This is a genomic window from Lihuaxuella thermophila (genome assembly GCF_900110165.1).
Classification (GTDB): Bacteria; Bacillota; Bacilli; order Thermoactinomycetales; family Thermoactinomycetaceae; genus Lihuaxuella; species Lihuaxuella thermophila.
Genome location: NZ_FOCQ01000008.1, coordinates 197,165 through 221,441, shown reverse-complemented (window position 1 = coordinate 221,441; position 24,277 = coordinate 197,165). Strand labels below are relative to the sequence as shown.

Here is a 24,277-nt window from a genome sequence, read left to right as displayed (position 1 = left end):
CCTCGCTAGGCTATCTGACGCCGATGGAGGTCTATTCTGGAGAGCTCTCCACTCATGTTGCTTGACCTCCGTCGCATTCTGAGGGTAGCATTACATTAAGCAAGCTGGTGGCGCTTGTTTATGGGGCGATGTTCTTCTTCGTGATTGTAGTGTTAGGTGTAACCGCCCGGATTGCCGGAGTGAATATTTTTCATTTGATCAAGATCTTAAAAGATGAGTTGATTTTGGCTTATTCAACGGCCAGTTCGGAAACCGTACTGCCAAAGCTGATTGAGAAAATGGAGAGATTTGGCTGTTCGAAGGCGGTTTGTTCGTTTGTCATCCCCACCGGTTACTCTTTTAACCTGGATGGTTCAACGCTCTATCAGGCGATTGCTGCGGTGTTCATCGCCCAACTTTACGGAATCGACCTGTCGATCAGCACGCAAATCACTTTGTTGCTCGTGTTGATGGTTACATCGAAGGGAATTGCGGGTGTTCCGGGAGTATCTTTTGTCGTTCTCTTGGCAACCCTTGGATCCGTCGGTTTGCCGCTTGAAGGATTGGCATTTATCGCCGGAATCGACCGTATTTTGGATATGGCCAGAACGGCAGTGAACGTGATCGGAAACTCTCTTGCTGCGATTGTCATGTCCAAATGGGAAGGAGAATTTAACTCCAACCAGGCGGAGAAATATCTGACCGAACTTAAAAAAGCTTCATAGATTTGAGGTACAGGACGGTCGGCCGCAACAGGTCAACCATGTGAAATGCTGTTAAAAACCCATTTCTGAAACCGTGTTCAGAAGTGGGTTTTTCTAATCACTTGATCTCCGTCACATGTTGAGATTAACATTAAATTATATTAAAATTCTCCATATTCTGCTCAACAAAATTTGTGGAATGAAAATAGATGGAGACTAGTTATATGAATCAATCAATGGAAAATAAAATGCTTGCACGATTGGTTCACCGGAAGGACCCGCAAAGCAAGCTGCTTCGCACATGGGAGTTAAAAGGAGGCGTCTCAGCACAGGTAACGGCGCTTGAGCCAGAATGTCCAAATGGGCAAAAAAAGAAAATGGTTGTACGTCGACATGGTGAGACGGACATGAAACGAAATCCACATATTGCAGCAGACGAATACAAGCTGTTGAAAATGCTGCAATCCGCGGGGCTGCCTGTGCCAAAACCTTACTATCTGGAACCGTCAGGTGAAGTTATCTCCACACCGTGTATTGTGATTGAATTCATCGAGGGTAAGACGGAGTTCAAGCCCACTCATTTGGATGATTATATCCTTCAGCTAGCAACGAACCTGGCGAAAATTCACAGCTTGGATTGCTCGAACATTGACCGGTCATTTCTACCTGATCAAGAAGGTGTTTATACCAAAATGATTACAAATCGTCCTGCCATACTTGATGAATTATTAAATGAAGGGCGTATCAGGGATGCGATTGAATCCGCCTGGCCGGTAACTCAACGGAATCCATCGGTGATCCTTCATGGTGATTATTGGCCGGGTAACCTTTTGTGGAGGAATGGCCAGCTAGTAGCAGTTATTGATTGGGAGGACGCAGCGGTTGGCGATCCGTTGGCTGATGTTGCCAATACTAGGCTGGAAATCCTGTGGCATTTCGGCATCCAAGCAATGAACGAGTTTACATATCAGTATCAATCGATCATGAGAACGATTGACTTTGCCAAACTCCCGTACTGGGATCTATGCGCTGCGTTGCGACTGGTTTTTAAACTTAGCACATGGGGTTTAGATGAAAAGACTTTAAATACAATGCGAGAAAGGCATCAATTATTAGTGAATCAAGCAATAGAAAAAATATCTTAATGCGACTGGCATAAGAGGCTTGTTTATCATTCGCATATGTTCTTATCCATTTCTCCTCCAGTTGCTTGTTGCACTGGAGGAGTATTTTTGAGATATTCAAGAAAATTTATGTTCGTCTTCGGGAATAAAAAATCGGAGGTAATCAAGAGATGGCAGATGAAACAACCAACGAGACCCAATCGCTGAAAACGAGAAATTCAGTTCTTGAAGTATTAAGAGTAGCGACAAGATTAGGTCTTACCTCTTTTGGAGGGCCAATCGCACACCTGGGGTACTTTCGGGAGGAATATGTGCACCGCAGAAAATGGCTGGATGAAAAAACATATGCGGACTTGGTAGCCCTTTGCCAATTCTTGCCTGGTCCGGCGAGTAGTCAAGTGGGAATCGCCATAGGCATGATTCGGGCAGGTTTCTTGGGAGCTCTGGCATCTTGGATTGGCTTTACTTTTCCTTCTGCCTTGTTTCTCACTCTCTTTGCCTATCTCCTTCAGGGGGTGAAGGTCGAAGAGTTGGGATGGATTCATGGATTGCTCGTAGTATCTGTTGCTGTTGTGGCACAGGCCGTGTGGGGAATGGCCAGAAATTTAGCACCCGATCGTCCGCGGGCGACCATTGCCATTCTGGCGGCAATGGTCGCAGTCACTTGGCAAACCGCTTTAGGGCAAGTACTGATCATGATAGTTGCCGGGTTCATCGGGTGGTGGATCTTGCCCAAGCGCTCGGTTCCTGAGTCTTTGTCGATCCGAATTTCCTTGAGCCGGAAAGCGGCTTTGTTTTCTTTAGGGTTATTTTTTGTTCTCTTGCTCCTTCTGCCTTTGATGCGAAAAATCTCTTCGGCACAGTGGGTGGCCATGTTTGACAGCTTTTACCGAACGGGTTCACTGGTATTTGGCGGCGGTCATGTTGTCCTCCCGCTTCTTCAAGCAGAAGTCGTACCAAACGGATGGATGAGTTCGGATCAGTTTCTTGCCGGATATGCAGCTGCACAGGCGGTGCCGGGTCCGCTCTTTACGTTTGCCGCATACTTAGGGACAGTGATAAATGGGTGGCCGGGAGCGCTATTGGCAACGGAGGCGATCTTTTTATCATCCTTTTTGCTGATTTTCGGAACATTGCCTTTTTGGGGCTGGATTCGCAGGCAACCCAAGTTTCAAGCCGCATTAAGCGGGATCAATGCAGCAGTAGTGGGAATTTTGTTGGCTGCTCTTTATGATCCGGTCTGGACGAAAACGATTCATACTCCGTCCGATTTCAGTCTCGCTTTGATTGCGTTTGGACTCTTAATGATTTGGAAGCTCCCGCCTTGGGTTGTTGTTGTATGTTCGGCAATAGGTGGAGCGGTGTTCTCTCATTTTTAGCATAGATCCGGTGCCGTTTTTCAAATAAATCTCTCTACTTCTCATTAGATGGGGGAGCGGATATGAGAAAGGAAATTCAACTTCATGGAACCGACAAATGGAAATCGTTGATTCCCATCAGCTTTATATTAACGTGGAGCAGCGGAGCCATATTTGTTAAATTAGGGCTGCAGTATGCAAATCCCTTTACATTTGTATTTCTTCGCTTTCTTTTATCCACGACACTTCTTTGGATGATTTGTTTGGCGATCCGATCAACTTTTCCCAAAACAGTAAAAGAATGGGGATATATCATTCTTACGGGCCTATTATTACAAGCCGGATATCAAATCTTCTATTTTTTTGCACTTGAGTATCAACTATCACCTGGAGTCTTGGCCATTATCTTAGGAGCACAACCCGTCATTACTGCTTTTTTTGGAGACCTGGAAACAAAATATGATCAATGGTTGGGTCTGTTTTTAGGTTTAAGTGGACTCGTTCTCGTCGTTGTTGATCATATCTCTGCTCCAAACTTTACACTATTCGGACTACTAAGTGCACTGATTTGCTTGGGCAGTATTACGATCGGTACTTTTATGCAAAAGCGAATTCAACTTAGTCAACCGATGAATATGGCTATTCAATATTCCGGAGGATTGTTGGTGATTCTCATTTTCCTGCCCTTTTTCGGAGGATGGCAGGTTGAGTGGAGCCCTGCTTTTCTTATGAGCTTATCTTGGATGGCTTTTGTTGTATCCGTAGGTGCTTCCATGATGCTGTATTTCATGATCCAAAAAGGGGATTTAACAAATGTTACCAGTTTGCTGTACGCTGTTCCACCAGTAACTGCTCTGCTGGATTATGCTGTTTTTCAAAATCAACTCTCTTGGATCGCTGGTTTGGGTATGATCTTGATTATGATCGGCCTGTTCTTGATCCAGCGAAGAGGAAAAATCTTGTGATGATTCAAGCTGGCAGAAGGAATCGTTGTACCTAGGATTCCTTTTGCCACTGTTTCGTTGCTTCGCGAATTTGGTCCATTTGTTCCCAGTATTTCGCGATCGCTGTTTTTCCTTCGCGTGTGATGCGAATCGTGGTGTGGGGGATTTTTTTGCGGATAAATTGCTTATCGATCTGGATATAACCCGCTTTTTCCAATTTGGCCAGATGGGAGGATAAATTCCCTTTGGTCAGTCCGGTTAACTCTTGTAAAAATAAAAATTCTGCCAATGTACAGGCATCGAGGGCACTCATGATTGCGAGCCTCGCCGGTTCATGAATCAATTTATCCAAACGGGCCATCTGCTTGAATGGCATCATAAAAATGTTCTCCTCCAAACAAATTAATCTCCAACTAGTTTGTAGTATAAACCAACTATCAGATGCTTACAAGATCATAGCCAAAAACACATTCAGGGGCAGAAAAATCATCGTTAGGGGCCTGATGTTCAAAATACACAGGGGAAAGAACTTTTGATAAAAGCAAATCCAGAGGAGAGAGACCTAATGAAGTGTTGTCAGATAGTATCTATTTAAAACTGGTTTGCTTCACAAACAAAAAACACATAACATCATCCAGATCCAGGAACACACTCAAGCAGTGGATCAAAAAGAGGTTCATGACCAAGGAACGGAAACACATCCGGGCAACCTCCCTTGGTCCGATGATAGGCGATAGTAAGAAGGTGATTCTTCCACAACTTCTGTTATGATTTTTCCAACATCGTTCTTATGACTGGAATCAGCCAAAGTTCCTATGCGGTTTCGGGTTATTGCGAAAGGAATTATTCCGGCGGGATCGTTTGGGAAAAATAATTTTTGATAATTCCCCATACTGCTATTTGCCGGAATTTACTGTTTACTACTACATAAAATCATTTATAATGAAAGTATTAACTGGCAAGGAGGAAATTGACATGAAAAACATGGCGAATCAAACCGTACAAACATATAAGGGTGGAACACTCTCTTAGCTGTTCGTTCATCGTGTACCCCTTATATGTGTTTGAGTGAAATAACACAAAAAAAGGGGTAAATCATGCGCTTTCCGGTAAAAAAATTCTTCTCATATTATAAACCGTATTTGACGTTGTTTCTTTCGGTATTAGCGTGTTCCTTTTTTACATCTGCTGTCGCTTTGGTGTTTCCGTTGCTGGTTCGGTATATTACGAAAGATGTTCTGGAAGGAGACTTGTCCACCGCTTTAAGTGAAGTGTATAGGGTGGGCGGGCTGATGCTCGTGTTAGTCGTCGTCCAGAATATCGGGAACTACTTTGTAGACTACAAAGGTCATGAAGTGGGTGCCCGCATGGAAGGTGATATGCGCAGCGAACTGTTCGCGCACATGCAAAAGCTTTCTTTAAGCTTTTACGATCAGGCAAAGACAGGTCAGCTCATGTCTCGAATCACGAATGACCTGCTGCTGCTTTCAGAGCTGTACCATCACGGTCCGGAAGATTACGTCAAATATCTCGCCCGCTTTATTGGGGCGTTTGTCATTTTGTTCTTTATCAACGCACCATTAACGATCGCCGTATTCTGTTTTTTACCATTCTTAGGTTTTTTTACATTGTATTTTAATAAGAAGTTAAACGAGGCATTAAGACGAAACAAAGAGCGAATTGGGGATGTAAACGCACAGGTAGAGGATAGTTTATCGGGGATCCGCGTTGTAAAATCGTTTGCCAACGAGCACGTAGAGATCGGGAAGTTTAACAGAGAAAATAAACGTTTTCTCGAGAGCCGAAAGAAAACGTACAAGGCTGAAGCGTATTTTTTCAATGGTGTTGAAACGTTTATCCAGCTGATTACGATTACAATAATCATCTTCGGCAGTGCCAGTATCGTCCACAACACGTTGGAGTTGCCGGATTTGATTACTTTTTTGCTGTATATTAGCTTTATGATTGAGCCGATTCAACGACTGACTCATATGAGCACGCAGTTTCAGGAAGGAATCACCGGCTTCCAGCGCTTTATGGAAATCATGAATCTGAAGCCGGCAATCGAAAACAAACCTGATGCCATCACCCTGACAGAGGTACAAGGTGAAATTGCGTTCAAGCAAGTTTCCTTCCGTTACGAAGACCATTTAGACAATGTCTTGCTAAATCTGTCGCTTCGTATACTACCGGGAGAGTACATCGCGTTAGTGGGTCCGTCCGGTGCTGGAAAAACGACATTATGCTCGCTGATCCCCCGGTTGTATGATGTGACAGATGGGCAAGTGTTACTAGACGGTATCAACGTCCGTGATATCGATCTTCAGTCCTTAAGAAGGAACATCGGAATTGTACAGCAAGATGTTTACCTTTTTGCGGGAACGGTGATGGAAAATATCCGCTACGGGAATCCCGCTGCAAGTGATGAAGAAGTGATCGCGGCAGCCAAACTCGCTCATGCCCATGAGTTTATTATGAGCCTGCCAAACGGCTACCACTCCGAGATCGGACAACGAGGGGTCAAACTGTCTGGCGGCCAAAAGCAGCGCCTTAGTATTGCTCGCGTATTCTTGAAGAATCCACCCGTTCTCATTTTAGATGAGGCAACAAGCGCACTGGATAACGAGAGTGAAAGCATCGTCAAGAAATCACTCGATTCGCTGGCGAAAGGACGGACGACCCTCGTTATTGCCCACCGCCTTTCCACGATCCGTAATGCGGGGCGGATTATCGTACTCTCGAAGGGCGGCATTGTGGAACAAGGTATGCACGACGAGTTACTTGCACGCGGTGGAGCGTATGCAAAGCTGTATTCCAAGCAGTTTGAATTGCTAGTATAAGTTCATGAAACAAACGGTGGAAACAATACCAGGATGAAAGCAGCGACATCGTTAAGTGCAAAACGTAGAGGATCGGTTTCCGTGCGTCAAAGACGGGACCGATATTGTATCTAGTCCCCTGAACGTATCGGGAACTGGGAAAAGAAAAAGGATTCCTCTCTCTTCAGAGAGGAATCCTTTTTCTTTTGGTTGCTGTTTCATATTTAGATACGAAACCCACGGGAGATTCGGGTTTATCGGGTGAGAGAGAAAGACCAATTCCCGACATAGCTGGTTTCATTGGTGATTTTTGTAATTGGGTTCTATCGGTCCCCGATGGTGTAGATGTTGTAAGGAGCGTTGAAGGCAATCTTTGTTCCACCTGGAGACCAGGTAGATCAGACAGATCGGTGAGATTCCCCATATAGAATTTCTTTACATTTTGACCGTCTGCTCCAAAAATATCATTTGTGTCCAAAATTGGCTGAATTACTGCTTAAGTCCCCAAAAAGGCACGAAAATGACTTGAGTGCAGATAACCCAAGTCATTTTCGGTTAGTGCGGGAGAAACAGCATTTACTCCTGTGAATCTTATACGAACGATGATTTATTTAAGGATTGTGATATGAAATGACAAAGTGCAAAATCGTTAAGGCGGAGGAGGGATTGGCATATTTATGGGGCCGGTCCCCTTTAAAACGGATGGAGTCGTACTCATCCAAGTGATACGTATCGCCATCGACTTCCACCGTCAATTGGCCGGACATAACGGTAACAAATTCCGTCACTCCCGGCCGGTGTGCTTCTGAGAGGTATTCTCCCCCGGGTTGCAGGTATCCCCTATAAAGCTCGATCAAGCCATGAGAACGAAACAAAGGCTCAGCCACAAACACGTCATTGGTACTGATCAGTTTCAGCCCATCCCTCTTCCGGGCGATGGAAACATCCGATTCGAAAGACAATAGAGAAGTTATCGGGATGTTTAGACCATTTGCGATTTTCCAGATGACGGACAATGTCGGATTGGCTTCCCCGCGTTCGATCTTGATCAACGTTAATTTACTAACCCCGATTTGTTTAGCCAACGCCTCGATGCTGATTCCTTTATTCACCCGGAATTGTCGCAGGTTGGCGCCGATCCGCTTCCCGACATTCCCTTCTTCCCAAGGGGTTTCAGTGTTCATTTTTTCCTCCCTCATTCGATCAAAAGATCTGGTCTTTTGTACAGTTGGTATATTATAATTAACTATAAGTTAAGTTTATTATACCGTATTTCCCGCTTATTTTACACTCCACTGTCCAGGATGTTGCCTAGTTTGGTAAAGGAGTTGTTATTCGGGTGAATGAAAGGAAAAGAACGATCATTGCCGGTTTGACGGAAGCTTTACCCCTGGCAATCGCCATTGCAGCGTATGGGCTATCTTATGGCGTACTCGCGACTCAAGCCAAATTTAGTCTGGTGAGTACAGTGGTGATGTCCTTGTTGGTGTTTTCCGGGTCCGTACAAATGGTAACCGTCGCAATGTTGATGGCGGGAGCAAATGTGACAAGTGTTCTGTTTACCTCCGCTTTGTTGAATTTGCGCAATTTGTTGTACGGAGCTGCTCTGGCCGAAGATCTTGCTCCGGCCAAGAAGTGGAGGTGGTTGTTAGCTTTTGGTGTGTCAGATGAACCTTTTGTTCTAGGAAGCTCAAGGTTCAAAAAATATGGGCCGGACCCTCTTTATTTTGGGGTGGTAACGGGGACTTTTTATATCGCTTGGGTTATATCTTCGCTGTTGGGTGCCATGGTCGGAAACCAGATTGATCCTAAAACATGGGGATTAGATTTAGCGTTTCCAATTACTTTTACGGCTCTTCTGATTCCTGGCCTGAAAGACAAACCAGTCGTGGCAACGGCGCTTACGGCTGCAGGAATCGTGATAGGGCTTGAATTTTTGATGCCCGGGAATGATTTCGCAATCATGATTGCTGGTGTTTTGTCACCGCTTGTGGGTTTGTCTTTAAAGAGGAGGGGCCGGGATGCTTAATACTTGGATTCTAATCGGATTGCTATCCGTCTGTACCTATCTGTCACGAGTCATCGGTGTCGAAATCATGGCAGGACGAAAGCTGAGCCCGACCTTAAGCTTATATTTTAATTTTGTTCCTGTAGGAATTATCTCGGCACTGATCATAAAACAAATCTTGGTACCCGCTGATGGACAACTAAACATTTCATTACCGGTTCTGATCGGCTGTCTTGCTACAGCGATTGCAATGAAGAAATTAAACTTGTTTCTTCCTTCAGTTGTGATTGGTGTGATGGTCGGGATGTTAGCACGATTTTGTCAATAAATGCGATGAAGAAGCAAATGAGCGGCATTTTCAAGAGAAAATACAAGAGATCGAGGAAGAAGAGCGGTGATCCGAGAGGACACCGCCTGTTTTATTTGTTGGGTTTGGATAGGTTCAAAACGAACCTGTGATCACTGTAGGATTTACGCTTTCCACTTTTCGGGTCCCACGATTCCAGCACTTTTACTCGCCACGTTCCATTCTTTTCATACGGGGTCAAGCGGGAGACGATCCCGTTGGGATGCTCGCTTTCGAACTCGGCGGGTATTCCGAGGAGGTTGCACTCCTTGACAAATTCGGCTGCGGTCTCATCGAACCGTGCCTGCCATGCGGGAAGGAAATCATCCTGATTGACCAGCTCACCAATGAAGATCTTTTCTTCCATCATCTTTCCTAATTGCTCACGCAGTTTTTCAATCCTCTCCACCTGTGATTCCTCCTGATCTTGGTTAATCTTTAGTGTCATGGAAGATAGCAGAATAGTCAAGAAGATTTCATATCACGGGGGAATTTTCAGATTCCGAAAATCGCCATGTAGGCGTTGTTTCCTTGGGGTTCCGGCCCCCACAAGCGTCCCGGTCAGGGGAGTGTTCTGCATCCGGCAGGAAACAGCAGCGGTTCTCGCGTTATCACCCGCACTCGCCACAGGATGCGCTGCCAGACGATGGAGTGAAGGGGGTCCATCGCGTTCTCGTGAGTTTCCTCATCCTTTTCCATCACTTGTGTCGCCCGCAAAGTGCGATCCGACTCATTGACCTGAAAGTCCAGTCGGATGAATTTTATTGGTCCTCCTTCTTTTGATGGGGGTATGTAAGCCATATGAGGGTAACAACGGTTACTACAATCAAAGAAACAGAAAGAATGGTAGAATGGTATAGCGCAATTCTGAATAAAACCTCCGCAAGCTCCATTAGAATCTTCATCAGTCGGTTCCATCCTCTTCCTCTCTTCGGCGATCTTCTTCCCATTCAGCATACCTGTCGTCGCGTCGCCATGTCAACTTGTTGCCATCATGATCCAATGATATACTCAGGGTAACAAAGGGGGAAGACGACCATGAAAAAAGGAGAGATGGATCGGCTCGTCGTGCGTGTGGATGACGGAACAAAGCGGAAATGGGATATATATTGCGCTGTCAAAGGCACGAAGACCCAACAGGAACTGGAACGATTCGTTCGTGAAACATTGGAACAATTTGAGAAAGAGCATCCAGGAATTTTCCGTTCTTGAGAGGAGTCATCTCCGCCTCCGTGGACATCAAGAAATGGCTTGATCATCCTATCGTCAAGGCGATTCGCGGGACTCGCACGAGCAGTATATAAAATAAATAAAAAATAGAAAATGGCTTAGTCCAAACAGGATGAGTGTGTTTATTGACAAGTTGAAGAATCGACTGCCAAAAGCAGTCGATTCTTTCTATCATGCGCCATTGAAAACACGCTGAGTTTAATCCTTTCTTTGCAACTTGGCCTCGTCGTGTGAGGTAACATCGCCTTGACGCCCGGGATTCTCTGTTTCGAACAAATCGTCGGCAAACTGATCCAACCGTCCGGGTTTAGAGGGAGGCCGGTTCGGATTTCGTGTGTTCGGGGCATGATTCGTTCCTCGGTCAGACATAGGATCACCTCCACACGATAGTGTGCCCAATTTCATGGAAAAATCAGGTTTACAGAGATGGCTTTAGGGAATTTCATCCAGATACATTCTGACAAAGAAATCAACAGCGACCATAAAATACATTTACTTGTGAAATCAGCACTGCTTTAAGCTGGATTCGAATGGTGATCTTGGTTTCCCGGATGAGCGGAACTGGTTTTATAAGTAGAAAGATAAATGCCGATACAAATCAGGATCGCGCCCGTTAAAAAGTTCCAGTCCAGCACTTCATCCAATAAGAGATAACCCAAAATACTTCCTACCAACGGCTGGATGAAAAAGAACAGAGAACCCGTGGATGCGTCTATATATTCAAAGCCTTTATTCCAAAAGTAAAAAGCCAATGCGGTTGAAATGATTCCGATATACAAAACACCTGCCCACACCCAGGGGTCTGTCGGCAGTTGCACTGCTGATTTGGTATATTCCCAATAAGCGACGGGAGCAGTAAAGAGGACCCCAAACACGTTGGCCCATGTGGTGACGGTGAGGGAGGAGTACTTTTGCGTTTGGACCCGACTGAGTACCGTATATAAAGCCCAGGTAACCGCTGCGCCAAACAAAATCCAGTTTCCCATAAAGGAGGGCGATTGATCCGGCCACCCGATCACAACGACGACGCCGATCGAAGCCAGTACCAGAGCGGAAATTTTCCAAACGCTGAGCCTTTCCTTCAACAACCTCCAGGCGAAGAAGGAGATCAGCGCGGGGGAGGCTGCGGTGATGAGAGATCCCATAGCCGCTCCGGATAAATCTGTTCCAACAAATTGCAAACCGATGGAACCTGTGTAGCCGACGAAGCCAATGATCGCCAGCAAAAAGAGGTCCCTTTTGTTCACTTGCCACGCTTGATTCAACCAGGCCCAAATAGCCAGCACGGCCAGCCCGATGATAAATCTAAGTTCGAGCAGGACCCAGGGGGGGATGTAACTAAACACCATTTTGCTTACCACATACATGCCTCCCCAGATGGCAGCTGCAGCAGATAAATAGACCGGTCCTAACCAGGATTTCAATTTGACTGCGCCTCCTTTACATGCGGTAGCTGATAGACTGAATCGTAGAAGTCAAATAAAACCCCGGGTTATCCGGGGTTGCTCGCCGGGAAGACGAGCGGATTTGATTTCACTTGCTTTTGCGATATCTCATCACAGTTAAATTGTACAATGAAGACGGCTTCGCTATAATGAAAATGATTTCACTTATTATCAACAAAGCGGATGCGGGAGAGTTGTTGTTTTACCTGGCCGCGAATCGCTTGTAGGTAGATTTGGCGGAGTTTTGTTTGTTCTTGTTTTTCTTCTTCCGTTAAACCGGTAGTTTTTTGTTTATGAGCCAGTTCATTAATTCTGGAAATCAATTGTTGATCGATCAATTCCATCACTCCTTCTCTCACACTTTACCCAATTCTTGCGGTTCTGGCAAGAATGGAGAAGGCAGGTTACGGATGCGGATGAAAGCCATTGTTTACACAAGAGTGAGCACCAAAAACGAAGAACAAGAAACCAGTCTGGAAAGGCAGCAAGAGGAACTGCTGGCTTGGGCGCGTGAGATGGGATTGGATGTGGTCCGGGTCATTTCCGAGCAGCACAGCGGCTTCGACTTGGATCGTCCGGGTCTTTATCAATTGTTTGATGCAATAAAAAAAGAGAAAGCAAAAGCAGTACTGATTCAAGATGATACCCGGCTGGGGAGAGGAGAGGCCAAGCTTGCCATCATTCATCAATTGTATCGCATGTCCTGCCGGATCTTTTCCAGACAGCATCAAGGTGAATTAGAACTGGATGCGGGGGAATCGACGGTTTTACATATTATCGCCAAAGTGGAAGAATTGCAACGAAAAATGATGAACCAGAAAATCAGCTGGGGGATGCAGCGGGCCATACGGGAAAAAGGATTTGATCCGACTCGCAACTTAAAAAATCAGGGGCTCGGCGGAAGAGAAAAGAAAGAGGTACCAGTGGAACAAATTATCGCCCTGAAAGACAAAAAGCTGACTTTCGAAGAGATCGCCGCTACATTAAAGGGTTTCGGTTATGATGTTTCGCGTGCGACCGTTCATCGCCGATATCAGGAATGGTTGAAAAATCAATCGGAATCAGCAGCGGATGACACGGAAAAAGTCGGAGGCAACTGAAAGCCTGTTACCCGTGGTTCCATCGGTTAATTGCATTTGCTGCACTTATTCCGCAGAGGAGTGCAGCTCTCGATATGACGAGTTTCTAACCGCGATTATGCCAAAGAAGGGAGTGCAGGGCGCATTCCCCAAGCCTGAAGGCAGGGGATACCAGCGCCTGATTCATGTGATTAATTGGAAAATGTTTGAAGATCTTACCCAAACTCCGGGAGCGCCCGGATTCGAAGGTCAGGTACGCAAAGTGATGCATGCATATCTCTCCCGGTATACAGAAGAGATTGTGCATGACCGGCTCGGCAGCATATTTGGAGTGAAAACAGGCGATGACCAAGGGCCGAAAGTGATGGTAGCCGGACATATGGATGAAGTGGGCTTTATGGTGACCAAAATCACTGCTGAAGGTTTTCTCAAATTTCAAACGCTGGGTGGTTGGTGGTCCCAAGTTTTGCTGGCTCAGCGGGTCGATGTCATCACCCGTCAGGGAAAACGGATTCCCGGTGTGATCGGTTCCATTCCGCCCCACCTGTTAAATGAAGACCGGCGCCGCAAACCGGTCGATCTTGATCAGATGTTCATTGATATCGGTGCGAAAAATGAGGAGCAGGTAATAGAATGGGGAATCCGTCCGGGAGATTTTGCCGTACCGCATTGCCCGTTTGTGGAGATGGAGGGCGGGACGCGCCTGATGAGCAAAGCATGGGATAACCGATTTGGATGCGGGATCGCCATTGAATTGTTGGAAGGTCTGCAAAGAGTTCCCCATCCCAACATCGTGTACTCGGGGGCAACCGTACAAGAAGAAGTAGGGCTTCGCGGTGCCGGAACAGCGGCCAACTTGATTAACCCGGATATTTTCTTGGCTGTCGATTGCGGACCGGCTGGAGATATCCCCGGAGTATACGACGGGTTTGGCCGGATTGGCAAAGGAGTGCTGATCCGGATCTATGACCGGACGATGATCACTCTTCCTGGAATGAGAGACTTTTTGCTGGATACGGCCGAATCGGAGAACATCCCCTACCAATTCTTCGTCTCCCAAGGGGGAACCGATGCCGGTCGGGTGCATGTGATCGGAAATGGCATCCCTTCCGCAACCATCGGAATCTGTGGACGGTATATCCACTCCCACGCGACGATTGTCGACAAAGAGGATATTGAAGCGACGAAAGTCTTTGCGGTTGCGCTTGTGAAACGACTGGACCGATCCGTGGTTGAGTCCATTTTGGGATGGTAGATCGTGACTGGATGTCTTTGGGGCATCCAGTTTTTTTAACCAGATCCGTATTTTCTCGTAGTCCTTCAGTTATAATGAGTTTGTCGCGTTACAAAGCGACAGGGGGGTGAAACGAGTGAAAAAGGCGACAACGCACAAACCTTTGAAATTCGGGGAACTGATGGATGGAACATTTCGCATTTATAAGCGCCATTTCCGGTCAGTTTGGCTGTTTGCATTTTTGGTCACTTCTCCTTTTACACTGTGGATTGAATGGTGGTATTGGCAAGAATCGAAGCTGAATTTTGCCCAGACAGCCATTCCTGCCGAAAAAGAGATTATGATCCTTGTTGTCAGCACGCTGATTTGGCTGGCTGTATTTCATCCCCTTATTCAGAATGCGTGCGCCGATTTATCCCGTGAGGAAGTGATCGGTTGGAAGCAGTTGTTTGTTTCTTCTTTTTATAATATATGGAAAATAATGATATCCCAGTGGCTCATCTGTTTGCTGTGGGGTCTCATGTTCGCCGTCATCGTGTTAACTGTAGGATTACCGCTCTACTTTTTGGCGCGTTTGGAAGGAACCGATGATCCCAATCTCATGCTTTGGATGGTATTTCTCATCAGTCTGTTTTTCTTTTTGCTCCCTGGCGTGTATTTGTATGTACGGCTTTCTCTTGTCATTCCCGTCCTGCGCACAGAAGGTTGTTCCATCCGGCAATCTGTGATCAGAAGCTGGGAATTGACCAGGGGAGCTTTCTGGTCCACGCTTGGAATCCTGGTATGTTTATATTTGGTTTCGATCCCCCTGGCATTTGTGTTGGTGGGGATGGAGGAATTAAGTGCGACTTTTTATCTCATGCCCGATTGGCTGCGGAATGTCGTTTATCTCCTTGCAACTGTGCTGATTGACGCTTTGCTCACCCCTCTAATTCCTATTTTTTTCGGGATTTTTTACTGGAATCAGCGCGCGGTGAGAGAAGCTTATGATCTTGTGTCCCAATTACGACTTTTTACAGGGGAGAGGAGGTGAACCCAATCGCTACGGATATTGAGCAGGCCAGGGAACAATTAGTAGAAATTTTGTCCCAACCTGAGTTTGGACGGAAGGAGAGGCAGGGGGAACTGTCCGCCTTCGATTGGCAACCGGATTTCCCTGATTGGCTGCGATGGCTGACAGAGCTTCCGCCTGAAATGTTTTGGGGTATATACATAGGTTTGGGTGTGTTTGCCGCTGTCATTTTATTTTGGGTGATCAGGGTTTGGCCGATCGGCCGGCCGCGGAACATTTCTTCCAAACATATGCAGGAAGGCCGGCTTCCGCTCTTTGTTCAGGCACAGGCCGCGGCGGAACAGGGACAGTACCGGTTGGCCATCCGGCTGCTGTTTCACTATTTGCTGGAGTTTACCTCACAGCAGAGGAAGATTTTTTTGCAAACGGGTAAAACCAACGGAGACTATCAAAGAGAGATCAAAAAAACATGGCCGGACAAAGAAAAGATGTTTGCTCAATTGACAAACCATTTCGATGAAGTGTGGTACGGGCGGAAGCAGGCGGGGGACCAGGAGTATTCTTGCTATAAACAGAAAGTGATGCAACTGGCGGGAGAGGGGGAGCAACATGAGACGTGATCAGGTCTGGCTCACTGTCACGGTCGTTCTCGTTTGTGCGATCATCGCTTTTTCCTTGTCCCAATGGCTGTCCTTTCCCGGCAAAGTGCCCTATTCAGCCAAAAATCCCAAAGAGTTGGGTGTCAAAGCTTTTTACCTGTTTGTTGAAAAACGCGGGAAAAAAGTCGGATTGTGGGAATCCGGATACAATCAGCTGCCTGCCGCGGGCGGGAATACGCTGATGGTGATTTCACCGCAGGGGGAAGCTCTCTCCCAGGCCGATGTAAAAGATCTCAGGCATTGGGTGCAAATGGGGAATCAGCTTGTCTTATGGGCTCCCGTTGATTCGGACTGGGTGAAAGCCTTTCGCTTGAAAGGGGAGGAATGTTTGGCTTCATCCAACTTCAGATTTGTCATTCCCAGGCAAAACGATCCATGGTTAGGAAAGGTTCAGTTATTGGAATGGACAGGAGACCAGTGTGTCTCTCCCAATGATGAGACTCGCCCGCTCCTTGTTGACAGAGAACACCATACACTGGTGGCCGAGCAGATCATCGGCCGGGGCAGGATTGTCTATATTCCTGAAGTTTCACTTGTGACCAATGACAGAATCGACCAAGCCGATCATATCGCATTGCTGTTATCACTGATTGAAAATCGGCCGGGAACGATTTGGTTTGACGAAACCGTCCATTCATTGTCTTCTCAACTGGTTCAGCCGCCTAAAAAATCAGATGAACTTTCAGAGGCCCCTCCCAATTCTGAAATGCCGGAACCATCGATGCCGTCTTTCTTTTCGCTGATCGGAAATGATGCCTGGCCGATCTTGCTGCAATTGATCTTTTTGGTCGTTCTCTGGTTATATGCGAAGGGAAAACGGTTTGCCGCCCCCCGTTTTGAACGGGTAAAAGAAAAACGAAATGCGTTGGAATACGTAGAGGCAATGGCAGTCTGGTATTCGCGTTCCGGAATCCGGAAAGAAGCACTGATGATCCAACACCAAGAGCTGCGCAAAGAGATCTTGGAAACGCTCCGCCTCCCGCGGAAGATTTCCGATGAATCGCTTTCCCGGCAGATTGAACAATGCATCGGTACGGATTTTCGTCGGGCTTATGATGAGCTGACTTCAACCATCGTTCAGGTCGTTTCGTCGAAAAGAAACATTTCACAAGCGGCATTTATTCAATGGAGCGCATCCATTCAAGAGCTTAGAAAGGAGCTGGAACAGTGGAAAAATACACCGCGAATCTCAGCAGCATCCAGGCTGTAACAGAGCAAGTGATGCGCACGATGAGTCAATCGGTACTCGGGCAACAAGAGAACATCCGTATTCTGTGGGCAAGTTTGCTAATCGGAGGCCATGTTTTATTGGAAGGGGTTCCCGGACTGGGAAAAACTTTAATGGTCCGATCTTTGGCACAAGTGATCGACGGCACTTCAGCAAGGATTCAATTTACCCCTGATCTGATGCCGTCCGATGTGACCGGGACAAAAGTGTTTGACCTTCAATCCGGTCGCTTTTCCTTCCGTAAAGGGCCTATCTTTACAAATATTTTATTAGCCGACGAGATTAATCGTACACCTCCGAAGACGCAGGCAGCCTTGCTGGAAGCGATGGAGGAAAAGCAAGTAACCATTGACGGAGATACATTTGCGTTGCCGCCCCTGTTTTTAGTTGTGGCAACCCAAAATCCGATTGAACATGAGGGAACCTATCTGCTGCCGGAAGCGCAATTGGACCGTTTTGCGGTGAAGCTGATGGTCGGTTATCCGGATGAGGAGCAAGAAATGTTTCTGTTGTCAACCCACCAGCTGGATGAACGGCGTGAGAAAAAATTGCAACCGGTGGTTTCCATCAACGATCTTTTGCATATTCGTACGGAACTGGAGCAAATTGCGGTTGAACCAGCGGTGATGCAGTATTTGCTCAGTATTGTCCGGGCGACCCGAAAACATCCGAAGGTCGCTTTAGGGGCCAGTCCGCGGGCCGGGCTCACTCTCTTGTCGCTCGCGAAAGCGGAAGCGGCCATGAATGGAAGGGCTTTTGTGACACCTGATGATATCAAAGGGATGGTGAAGCCCGCTTTGCGGCATCGGCTCATCCTTCATCCCGATGGTGAACTGGAGGGATGGAAAGCGGATGACATCCTGGATGAAATTCTGCAAGCAACCGTTGTCCCGCGTTAAATCAATCATCCCTTCTTCCCGCTTGCTTTTCCTTTTGTTCCTGGGTTTGATAGGCACCGTGGCTGGTGCAGGATGGGGATGGGGGTGGTTGTTTTTCGGGCTCAGCAACGGGTTGATCGCAGGGCTCGTTGCCATTGATGCATGGATGTTAAGCCAGATGCCTCCATTTACGGCAAGGCGAAAAACGGATTTTCTGTTTGAACTTGAAGAAGATAATTCGGTTACTCTTCACCTTGAAACTTCGGTTCCCGTTACGGTACGCACCTGGGTTCGGGATGATTATCCGCAGGGGTTTCAGGTGAGTGCCCGCACATTGGAAGTGAATTGGGAAGACGAGACAAAGAAAACCGTTCTATATCACGCGCGTCCCCATCGGCGGGGGAGACACCGGTTCCAAGATATCCACTTGCGGGTGGAGAGCAAATGGAAATTGCTCATCTGGCAGCAAACCATTTCTGCTCCGCTGGAGGTAAAAGTATATCCTCGTCTCGAATCTGTCCGCAGGGTGAGAAAAGGACTTTATCGGCGACAATCGATGGCGGAGGGTTCACCCGTGGCTCGGGCATTTGGGGACGGAAGGGAATTTTCCCATATCCGCGAATACCTTCCCGATGACGATCCCCGCAATATTAACTGGATGGGCACAGCGCGGCAGGGAAAATTGGTCAGCAACGTATTTCAGCCGGAAGTGGGGCAGCAAGTAGCGATTCTCATTGATTGCGGACGGATGATGGGAGTACAAAACGATGGACAGTCACAATTGGACCGGGCGCTGGAAGCAGCTTTGGGTTATGCCGCCATCGCTTTGGAGCGGGGGGACCGCGTCAGTTTTCTGGCCTTCTCCAATCGCGTTTTAAGGTGGGTACCGCTTGGAAAAGGCATGAGCCATCTTCAGCGCATCATCGAGGCTTCATTTGATCTGGATGCGGGTTATGTGGAATCGGATTATTTGCAAGTATGGGATTTTATCGGTTCATCTCACAGGAGCAAGACATTGATCACCTTGTTTACGGATGCGGCCAACCTGGCATTCTCGGAAACGATGCCCTCGTTCATTGCCCGGGCGAAAAAGAAACATTTGGTGATGACGGTTTCGATGCAGGACCCCCGTCTGAAGCGATTGGGAACGCTGCCTCTTCAGAGCGAAGAAGCGGTCTATCAAAGTCTTGTCGTCAAACAGCTGCATGAAGAAAGAAAACAAGCACTTCAGCAATGGGGGAGCAAAAAAGTAGTTGCTCTGGATGTAGAACCGGATAAACTGGCCAGTGCGGTGATCCATTCTTATTTACAGATTCGCAACCGGGCCAATCAAGGATAAGGCTGATAACTGCAAGGTTACAGCCTTTTAATTATGATTACCGGGAGGTACCTCGCATGATCGATTCATTGCCTGAGGAAATCAGCCTTTTCGTTCGCAACATGAACTGGAGAAAAGATACCGTCGGCAGGTCCGGTGATGAAGTATATCAATTGACATCCAAAACACAACATTACTATCTAAAGATAAAAAGCGAGCCGGGAACGGAACTGTTAAAACTGGAAAGCCAAGTGTTGAATTGGCTGAAAGGGAAACTGCCCGTACCTGAAGTCGTTTGTTACCACAATGATTCCTTCAAAGAGTATTTATTGATCACGGAAGTGCCCGGATTGATGGCGTCGGATCCCGGGTGGCAAGATAAGAAAAAGGTAGTGCGGAGTTTGGCGGAAGGGTTAAGGTGGATTCATTCACTTCCGATCGAAACTTGCCCCTTCTCGTACCCGGCCGGATTGCTTGTACAAGCGGCAGGGGAGCGTGTAAGATTGGGGATGGTGGATGAGGATGATTTTGATCCGTGCCGAATGGGGAAACGGGCGGCAGAACTTTATGAAGAACTTGTCCGGAGCGAACCTGTTTATAACGATGAAGTGTTTACCCACGGGGATTATTGTTTGCCCAACGTGATCCTGTCGCCCTCCGGGGTGAGCGGATTTATCGACTGGGCGAGAGGAGGAGCGGCGGACCGCTACCGGGATCTGGGGATCGCTGCAAGGAGTATTGCGGACAATTTCGGAGATACGTACATCCCGTATTTTTTTGAGGCTTATGAGTTAAAAGCAATTGATGAGGAAAAAATCAAGTTCTTTCAGCTATTGGATGAGTTTTTTTAAAGGAGGCTGAAAAATGGCAGACAAACGTCAGCGTATCGATAAAATACTGGCTCATATGGGCTTCGGAACGCGAAAAGAGATCAAAAAGCTTATGAAAACGGGAGTTGTAAAGGTAAATGGGGAAAGCGTCAATAATCCCGGCCACCATGTATATCCGGACCGCGATGTGATTGAGGTGAACGGCCAACCCGTCGTCTACAGGGAGTACATTTATTTAATGATGAACAAGCCGCCGGGAGTCCTGTCAGCGACAGAAGACAGACTGGAAGAGGTGGTGGTGGACTTGCTGGAACCGGAACACGCTTCGTTTGATCCTTTTCCGGTAGGGAGACTGGATAAAGATACAGAAGGGTTGTTATTACTCACCAATGACGGAAAGTTATCACACCATCTCTTGTCACCGAAAAAACATGTTCCCAAAACGTATTATGCGGTTATTCAGGGCAAAGTAACGGAAGCAGATGCAGAGGCATTTCAGCAGGGCGTGACTTTGGATGACGGCTATCACACCTTGCCCGGGGAATTGAAAATCCTTACCTCCGGCCCTCGGTCAGAAGTGGAATTGACCATTTTTGAAGGCAAGTTTCATCAAGTGAAAAGGATGTTTCAGGCGGTAGGAAAAAAAGTCGTTTATCTCAAACGCATCTCCATGGGTCCCATCCGGCTGGATCCCGAACTTGAATTAGGCGAGTACCGGGAATTGACGGATGAAGAGGTGGCCTTGTTGAAAGGAACGGCCAATACCGAAACATAGGGATGCGGGCACTGTACCCAAAAATACTTAAGATGTGGCAGACGGGCTTTTAGGCCCCATCGTCAACCCGGAATGCGACGCAGGCCAAGCAGTTCCCTCCCCGTGAGGGTCAGCTTGGCCTGTTTAAGTTTCTTGTCTAACTGTGCAGCGGCCTGCATAGGAATGGATGAATAAAGATGTTTTGATCATACGGAAAAATTTATCCGATCCCGAGGATATCCATTTGGCGGGATCGCGAAGAAGGAGGGTGAGATCTTGGTACAAGGAAAGATGGCTATCGCATCCGTCCTGGTTCTGTTATTCCTCACTGTCGGACAGGGATGTTCTCCCCAGGAAGGGACAGGGGGATCAGGAGTCGATGAAAGGTCCGGTTCAACGACGAATGATAGCCGAAATGGTGATGCAAAAAAGGAGAAAAGCAGAACAGATGACAAAAAAAGTCAGGAGGCAAAGGAGATTTCTATGGAAAACAACGCTTTTCGCAATCTTCGATTACAGGGGGAAAAAGGTCATTATACACTGATGGGGGAGGCCCGTGTGTTGGAAGGAAACTTCCGGTATGCGGTGTCCGATGGACACGACTACCTGGTAGAGGGATCGGTTCAGGTTCAAGGTGGAGCTCCGGAGTGGGCGGCCTTTACCCTAAAGTTGTCGATCCCGGACGAGAAACTGCCGCGAAAAGGGACCCTCACGCTGGAGTTGTTTGAAATCAGCCCCAAGGACGGATCACGCCAGAACGAATTGATCATCCCGCTCGATACTTTTCAGTAATAATAAAAAGAGCCCGTTTTAACTTCATGCTCGGGCTCTTTTTATTGCTTGGATGAACGGGAGAGCGTTCGAGCGGAACTGAAAGCCGAACGCTGTCATGGTCTGCTTTTTACTGATGTGTACCGGCCAACACACAAGTCATTCGATTTTTGAGTTTTTTAGTTTTTGTATAAAAACTGATTCTGTCCATGTTTAGAGAAGGGAGCATTCGGGTAATACAATGTTTGGTGACTCTAAATATAAGTTGGAGGGTACATATGATTAGAAACATGACAGATTGCGCCACCTTGCACAACGGGGTGAAAATGCCTTGGCTGGGACTGGGTGTTTGGAAAATGAAAGAGGGAGAAGAAGTGGGACAGGCAGTCAAAGCAGCGATCCGGGCAGGTTATCGCAGCATTGATACAGCTGCCGTTTATGGAAATGAGGCGGGTGTCGGAAAAGCGATCAAGGAGTCAGAAGTGGCACGGGAAGAGCTGTTTATCACTACGAAGGTTTGGAATGCCGACCAGGGGTATGACTCTACCTTGGCAGCCTTTGAAGAGAGCAGAAAAAAATTGGGACTTGAATATGTAGACTTGTATCTCATCCACTGGCCGGTCAAAAACAAATACAAGGACACATGGAAGGCGCTCGAGAAGCTGTACAAGGAAGGATATGTCCGGGCGATCGGCGTAAGCAACTTCCAGATTCATCATCTGGAGGATTTAATGGCTGAAAGTACCGTCAAACCAATGGTGAACCAAGTTGAATTCCATCCGTATCTCACGCAAGCCGACCTGCGCCGTTTTTGCAGAGAACATCAAATTCAATTGGAAGCATGGAGCCCCTTGATGCAGGGGGAGGTAGTGAATGAACCCGTCATAAATGAGCTTGCTCAAAAATACGGAAAAACCCCGGCTCAAATCGTTTTGCGCTGGGATTTGCAGCATGAAGTTGTCACCATTCCCAAATCGACGAAAGAACACCGGATCATCGAGAATGCGGGTATTTTCGACTTCGAATTGACAGCTGAAGATATGGCCCGATTGGATGGATTAAATAAAAACCACCGATTTGGCCCGGATCCGGATAACTTTGATTTTTGATGCACCACCTCCATTCCAACTGAACAACACGAAAAAGGACCGGTTCCTAGAAGGAATCGGTCCTTTTTTAACGGCATCAATTTCAATGAATCGCACTTTATCCATCAACAGTCAGGGCCTTTTTGTCTGAATGTGCTTCAACGATTATATTTTTTCTTTCAACACATTTTCGGTCACTTCACCAAACAAATGAACCAATCAAAATCCAACGGCTCTTTTTCGTGGATGATCGTATGATTTCTCCCGCTTGTGGAATACGAGTCGCACAAAGGATAACCGGTTTGTCGAAAAATAGGGTATTGTCAAGATCCTTGTTAGGATGTAAGATGAGGGTAGAAAACGAAAACGTTTTCAGGCGGTGGAACAAGTGGGCGTGACAATTCGAGATGTAGCCAAAGCAGCAGGGGTTTCGATTACAACGGTCTCGCGGGTTCTCAATCAGTATACGGATGTGAACCCCAAAACGAGGCAAAAAGTGCTTAAAGTGATTGAACAAATGGGATATCAGCCAAACTCGGTGGCACGCAGCCTTGTGAAGAACCGTACGCAAACGGTGGGATTGGTCGTTTCGGACCTGTCAAAATACCGGTCCGGGCATCATTTCATGTTTGATGTATTATGCGGGATCAACGACCGAGCACAGGAACTCGGATATGATCTGGTTCTTTTCTCTACAACTCCGACGGCTCAGAAGAAGACCACTTATATGGATTTTGTTAAACAGCGCCGGGTTGACGGAGTGGTGATGATGGGGATCCGCCTCGACGATCCCTACACACATGAAGTTGTCGAAGCTTCGATTCCAAGTGTTCTGATTGACGTTCCGCTTACTTCCAAGACCTGTTCCTATGTGATGACCGATAATGTCAAGGGAGCCAAGATGGCGGTTGAACATTTGATCAATCTGGGGCACCGGCAGATCGGATTTGTGAACGGACACGACCAGGCTGCTGTTTCAAAAGAACGTCTTACCGGATATATACAAGCTCTCGAGGGAGCTGGCCTCTCATATCATCCGGATTACGTTTACTACGGCAATTTTGAGCAGGAGGACGGGGCACAGGGGGTGCGTTGCCTCAAGCAAAGACATCCCGAAATCAGCGCTGTTTTCTTTGCTTCCGATCTGATGGCGATTGGGGGAATCAAATACATCCAGTCTTCGGGCGGACAAGTTCCCCGTGATCTGTCAATTGTCGGATTTGACGATATCTCTCTCGCTTCACTCATGCAACCGGCTCTCACCACCATAAGACAAATGCGATATGAGATGGGCAGGGCAGCGGTCGAAACCCTGCTGCGTATGCTGGAGAACGGGGAAACGGGCAGGGGGATGATTCTGCCTCCCGAACTGGTTCTGCGTGAAACAACTGAACCCTTTGCGAAATGAATGTTGGATCGTAAAGGGTTTTAACAAGCGTCAAATTGAAAACGTTTTCGAATTTTTAAAG

General features: G+C 47.1%; 25 protein-coding genes and 1 pseudogene. 20 read left to right on the top strand and 6 right to left on the bottom strand.

The annotated features are described in order from the left end of the window. Positions 1 to 89 precede the first annotated feature (89 nt). The 4 genes and pseudogenes from BMW55_RS11115 to BMW55_RS11100 all read left to right on the top strand — a co-directional run. Positions 90 to 704 (top strand): annotated as a pseudogene (locus BMW55_RS11115) (cation:dicarboxylate symporter family transporter); the annotation flags it as partial. 203 nt (positions 705 to 907) lie between these two features. Next, entirely contained in the window at positions 908 to 1,828 is a 921-nt protein-coding gene (locus BMW55_RS11110) for a phosphotransferase family protein (protein WP_244527539.1), read from the top strand. Positions 1,829 to 1,977: 149 nt separating this feature from the next. After that, complete coding sequence (locus BMW55_RS11105) at positions 1,978 to 3,186, top strand: chromate transporter (protein WP_089968956.1); 1,209 nt, start codon at positions 1,978 to 1,980, stop codon at positions 3,184 to 3,186. A gap of 62 nt (positions 3,187 to 3,248) precedes the next feature. Next, a complete protein-coding gene (locus tag BMW55_RS11100; protein WP_089968953.1) occupies positions 3,249 to 4,130 on the top strand; it encodes a DMT family transporter in 882 nt (293 codons plus the stop codon). A 31-nt stretch (positions 4,131 to 4,161) separates the two neighbouring features. On the opposite strand, the gene BMW55_RS11095 is transcribed toward BMW55_RS11100, so the two are convergent. Next, positions 4,162 to 4,488 carry a transcriptional regulator gene (locus BMW55_RS11095; protein WP_211663671.1) on the bottom strand — a complete coding sequence of 109 codons (327 nt, stop codon included), beginning with the start codon at positions 4,486 to 4,488 and terminating at the stop codon, positions 4,162 to 4,164. 718 nt (positions 4,489 to 5,206) lie between these two features. On the opposite strand from BMW55_RS11095, the gene BMW55_RS11090 reads away from it, so the two are divergent. Continuing rightward, a complete protein-coding gene (locus BMW55_RS11090) occupies positions 5,207 to 6,949 on the top strand; it encodes an ABC transporter ATP-binding protein (RefSeq protein WP_089968949.1) in 1,743 nt (580 codons plus the stop codon). 590 nt (positions 6,950 to 7,539) lie between these two features. On the opposite strand, the gene BMW55_RS11085 is transcribed toward BMW55_RS11090, so the two are convergent. Continuing rightward, positions 7,540 to 8,112 (bottom strand): helix-turn-helix domain-containing protein, encoded by a 573-nt coding sequence (locus tag BMW55_RS11085; protein WP_170839881.1) that lies wholly within the window; start codon positions 8,110 to 8,112, stop codon positions 7,540 to 7,542. Positions 8,113 to 8,267: 155 nt separating this feature from the next. Here BMW55_RS11085 and BMW55_RS11080 point away from each other — a divergent pair, with 155 nt between their 5' ends. After that, positions 8,268 to 8,957, top strand: coding sequence for an AzlC family ABC transporter permease (locus tag BMW55_RS11080; RefSeq protein WP_089968946.1), 690 nt, complete (start codon positions 8,268 to 8,270; stop codon positions 8,955 to 8,957). Further along, a complete protein-coding gene (locus BMW55_RS11075) occupies positions 8,950 to 9,264 on the top strand; it encodes an AzlD domain-containing protein (protein ID WP_089968941.1) in 315 nt (104 codons plus the stop codon). The genes BMW55_RS11080 and BMW55_RS11075 overlap by 8 nt, the downstream gene beginning before the upstream one ends. Before the next feature lie 91 nt (positions 9,265 to 9,355). Here the strand turns inward: BMW55_RS11075 and BMW55_RS11070 are convergent, their stop codons facing one another. After that, a complete protein-coding gene (locus BMW55_RS11070; protein WP_089968937.1) occupies positions 9,356 to 9,691 on the bottom strand; it encodes a hypothetical protein in 336 nt (111 codons plus the stop codon). 629 nt (positions 9,692 to 10,320) lie between these two features. Here BMW55_RS11070 and BMW55_RS19420 point away from each other — a divergent pair. Beyond that, positions 10,321 to 10,494 (top strand): hypothetical protein, encoded by a 174-nt coding sequence (locus tag BMW55_RS19420; protein ID WP_170839880.1) that lies wholly within the window; start codon positions 10,321 to 10,323, stop codon positions 10,492 to 10,494. Positions 10,495 to 10,710: 216 nt separating this feature from the next. On the opposite strand, the gene BMW55_RS19415 is transcribed toward BMW55_RS19420, so the two are convergent. From BMW55_RS19415 to BMW55_RS11055, 3 genes are all read right to left on the bottom strand, one after another. After that, positions 10,711 to 10,881 (bottom strand): hypothetical protein, encoded by a 171-nt coding sequence (locus tag BMW55_RS19415; RefSeq protein WP_170839879.1) that lies wholly within the window; start codon positions 10,879 to 10,881, stop codon positions 10,711 to 10,713. Positions 10,882 to 11,027: 146 nt separating this feature from the next. Further along, positions 11,028 to 11,936: a DMT family transporter gene (locus tag BMW55_RS11060; RefSeq protein WP_089968927.1), complete on the bottom strand. Its 909-nt coding sequence runs from the start codon at positions 11,934 to 11,936 to the stop codon at positions 11,028 to 11,030. Between the two features lie 182 nt (positions 11,937 to 12,118). Beyond that, positions 12,119 to 12,301: a DUF896 domain-containing protein gene (locus BMW55_RS11055; protein WP_211663670.1), complete on the bottom strand. Its 183-nt coding sequence runs from the start codon at positions 12,299 to 12,301 to the stop codon at positions 12,119 to 12,121. Between the two features lie 72 nt (positions 12,302 to 12,373). On the opposite strand from BMW55_RS11055, the gene BMW55_RS11050 reads away from it, so the two are divergent. The 12 genes from BMW55_RS11050 to BMW55_RS10995 all read left to right on the top strand — a co-directional run bounded on the left by BMW55_RS11050 (position 12,374) and on the right by BMW55_RS10995 (position 24,216). Further along, complete coding sequence (locus BMW55_RS11050; protein ID WP_089969040.1) at positions 12,374 to 13,057, top strand: YneB family resolvase-like protein; 684 nt, start codon at positions 12,374 to 12,376, stop codon at positions 13,055 to 13,057. A 181-nt stretch (positions 13,058 to 13,238) separates the two neighbouring features. Beyond that, the gene (locus tag BMW55_RS11045) at positions 13,239 to 14,291 is read left to right on the top strand and encodes a M42 family metallopeptidase (protein WP_170839883.1); all 1,053 of its coding nucleotides are present in this window, start codon (positions 13,239 to 13,241) and stop codon (positions 14,289 to 14,291) included. A 115-nt stretch (positions 14,292 to 14,406) separates the two neighbouring features. Then, positions 14,407 to 15,303, top strand: coding sequence for a hypothetical protein (locus BMW55_RS11040; protein ID WP_089968916.1), 897 nt, complete (start codon positions 14,407 to 14,409; stop codon positions 15,301 to 15,303). Continuing rightward, positions 15,300 to 15,902, top strand: coding sequence for a DUF4129 domain-containing protein (locus BMW55_RS11035; RefSeq protein WP_089968912.1), 603 nt, complete (start codon positions 15,300 to 15,302; stop codon positions 15,900 to 15,902). The genes BMW55_RS11040 and BMW55_RS11035 overlap by 4 nt, the downstream gene beginning before the upstream one ends. Further along, positions 15,892 to 17,151, top strand: a complete 1,260-nt coding sequence (locus BMW55_RS11030; RefSeq protein ID WP_089968908.1) for a DUF4350 domain-containing protein — start codon at positions 15,892 to 15,894, stop codon at positions 17,149 to 17,151. Before BMW55_RS11035 ends, BMW55_RS11030 begins: the two co-directional genes overlap by 11 nt. Before the next feature lie 11 nt (positions 17,152 to 17,162). Continuing rightward, a complete protein-coding gene (locus BMW55_RS11025; RefSeq protein WP_089969038.1) occupies positions 17,163 to 18,068 on the top strand; it encodes an AAA family ATPase in 906 nt (301 codons plus the stop codon). Beyond that, positions 18,034 to 19,386, top strand: a complete 1,353-nt coding sequence (locus tag BMW55_RS11020; RefSeq protein ID WP_170839878.1) for a DUF58 domain-containing protein — start codon at positions 18,034 to 18,036, stop codon at positions 19,384 to 19,386. Before BMW55_RS11025 ends, BMW55_RS11020 begins: the two co-directional genes overlap by 35 nt. 56 nt (positions 19,387 to 19,442) lie before the next feature. Beyond that, positions 19,443 to 20,216, top strand: a complete 774-nt coding sequence (locus BMW55_RS11015) for an APH(3') family aminoglycoside O-phosphotransferase (protein WP_089968899.1) — start codon at positions 19,443 to 19,445, stop codon at positions 20,214 to 20,216. Between the two features lie 13 nt (positions 20,217 to 20,229). Beyond that, positions 20,230 to 20,970 carry a pseudouridine synthase gene (locus BMW55_RS11010; protein WP_089968896.1) on the top strand — a complete coding sequence of 247 codons (741 nt, stop codon included), beginning with the start codon at positions 20,230 to 20,232 and terminating at the stop codon, positions 20,968 to 20,970. Between the two features lie 255 nt (positions 20,971 to 21,225). After that, on the top strand, positions 21,226 to 21,741 hold the full coding sequence (locus BMW55_RS11005; RefSeq protein WP_089968893.1) for a Gmad2 immunoglobulin-like domain-containing protein: 516 nt from the start codon (positions 21,226 to 21,228) through the stop codon (positions 21,739 to 21,741). A 257-nt stretch (positions 21,742 to 21,998) separates the two neighbouring features. Further along, positions 21,999 to 22,829, top strand: a complete 831-nt coding sequence (locus tag BMW55_RS11000) for an aldo/keto reductase (RefSeq protein ID WP_089968890.1) — start codon at positions 21,999 to 22,001, stop codon at positions 22,827 to 22,829. Between the two features lie 367 nt (positions 22,830 to 23,196). Further along, positions 23,197 to 24,216: a LacI family DNA-binding transcriptional regulator gene (locus BMW55_RS10995; protein WP_089968886.1), complete on the top strand. Its 1,020-nt coding sequence runs from the start codon at positions 23,197 to 23,199 to the stop codon at positions 24,214 to 24,216. The last annotated feature ends 61 nt before the right edge of the window (positions 24,217 to 24,277 follow it).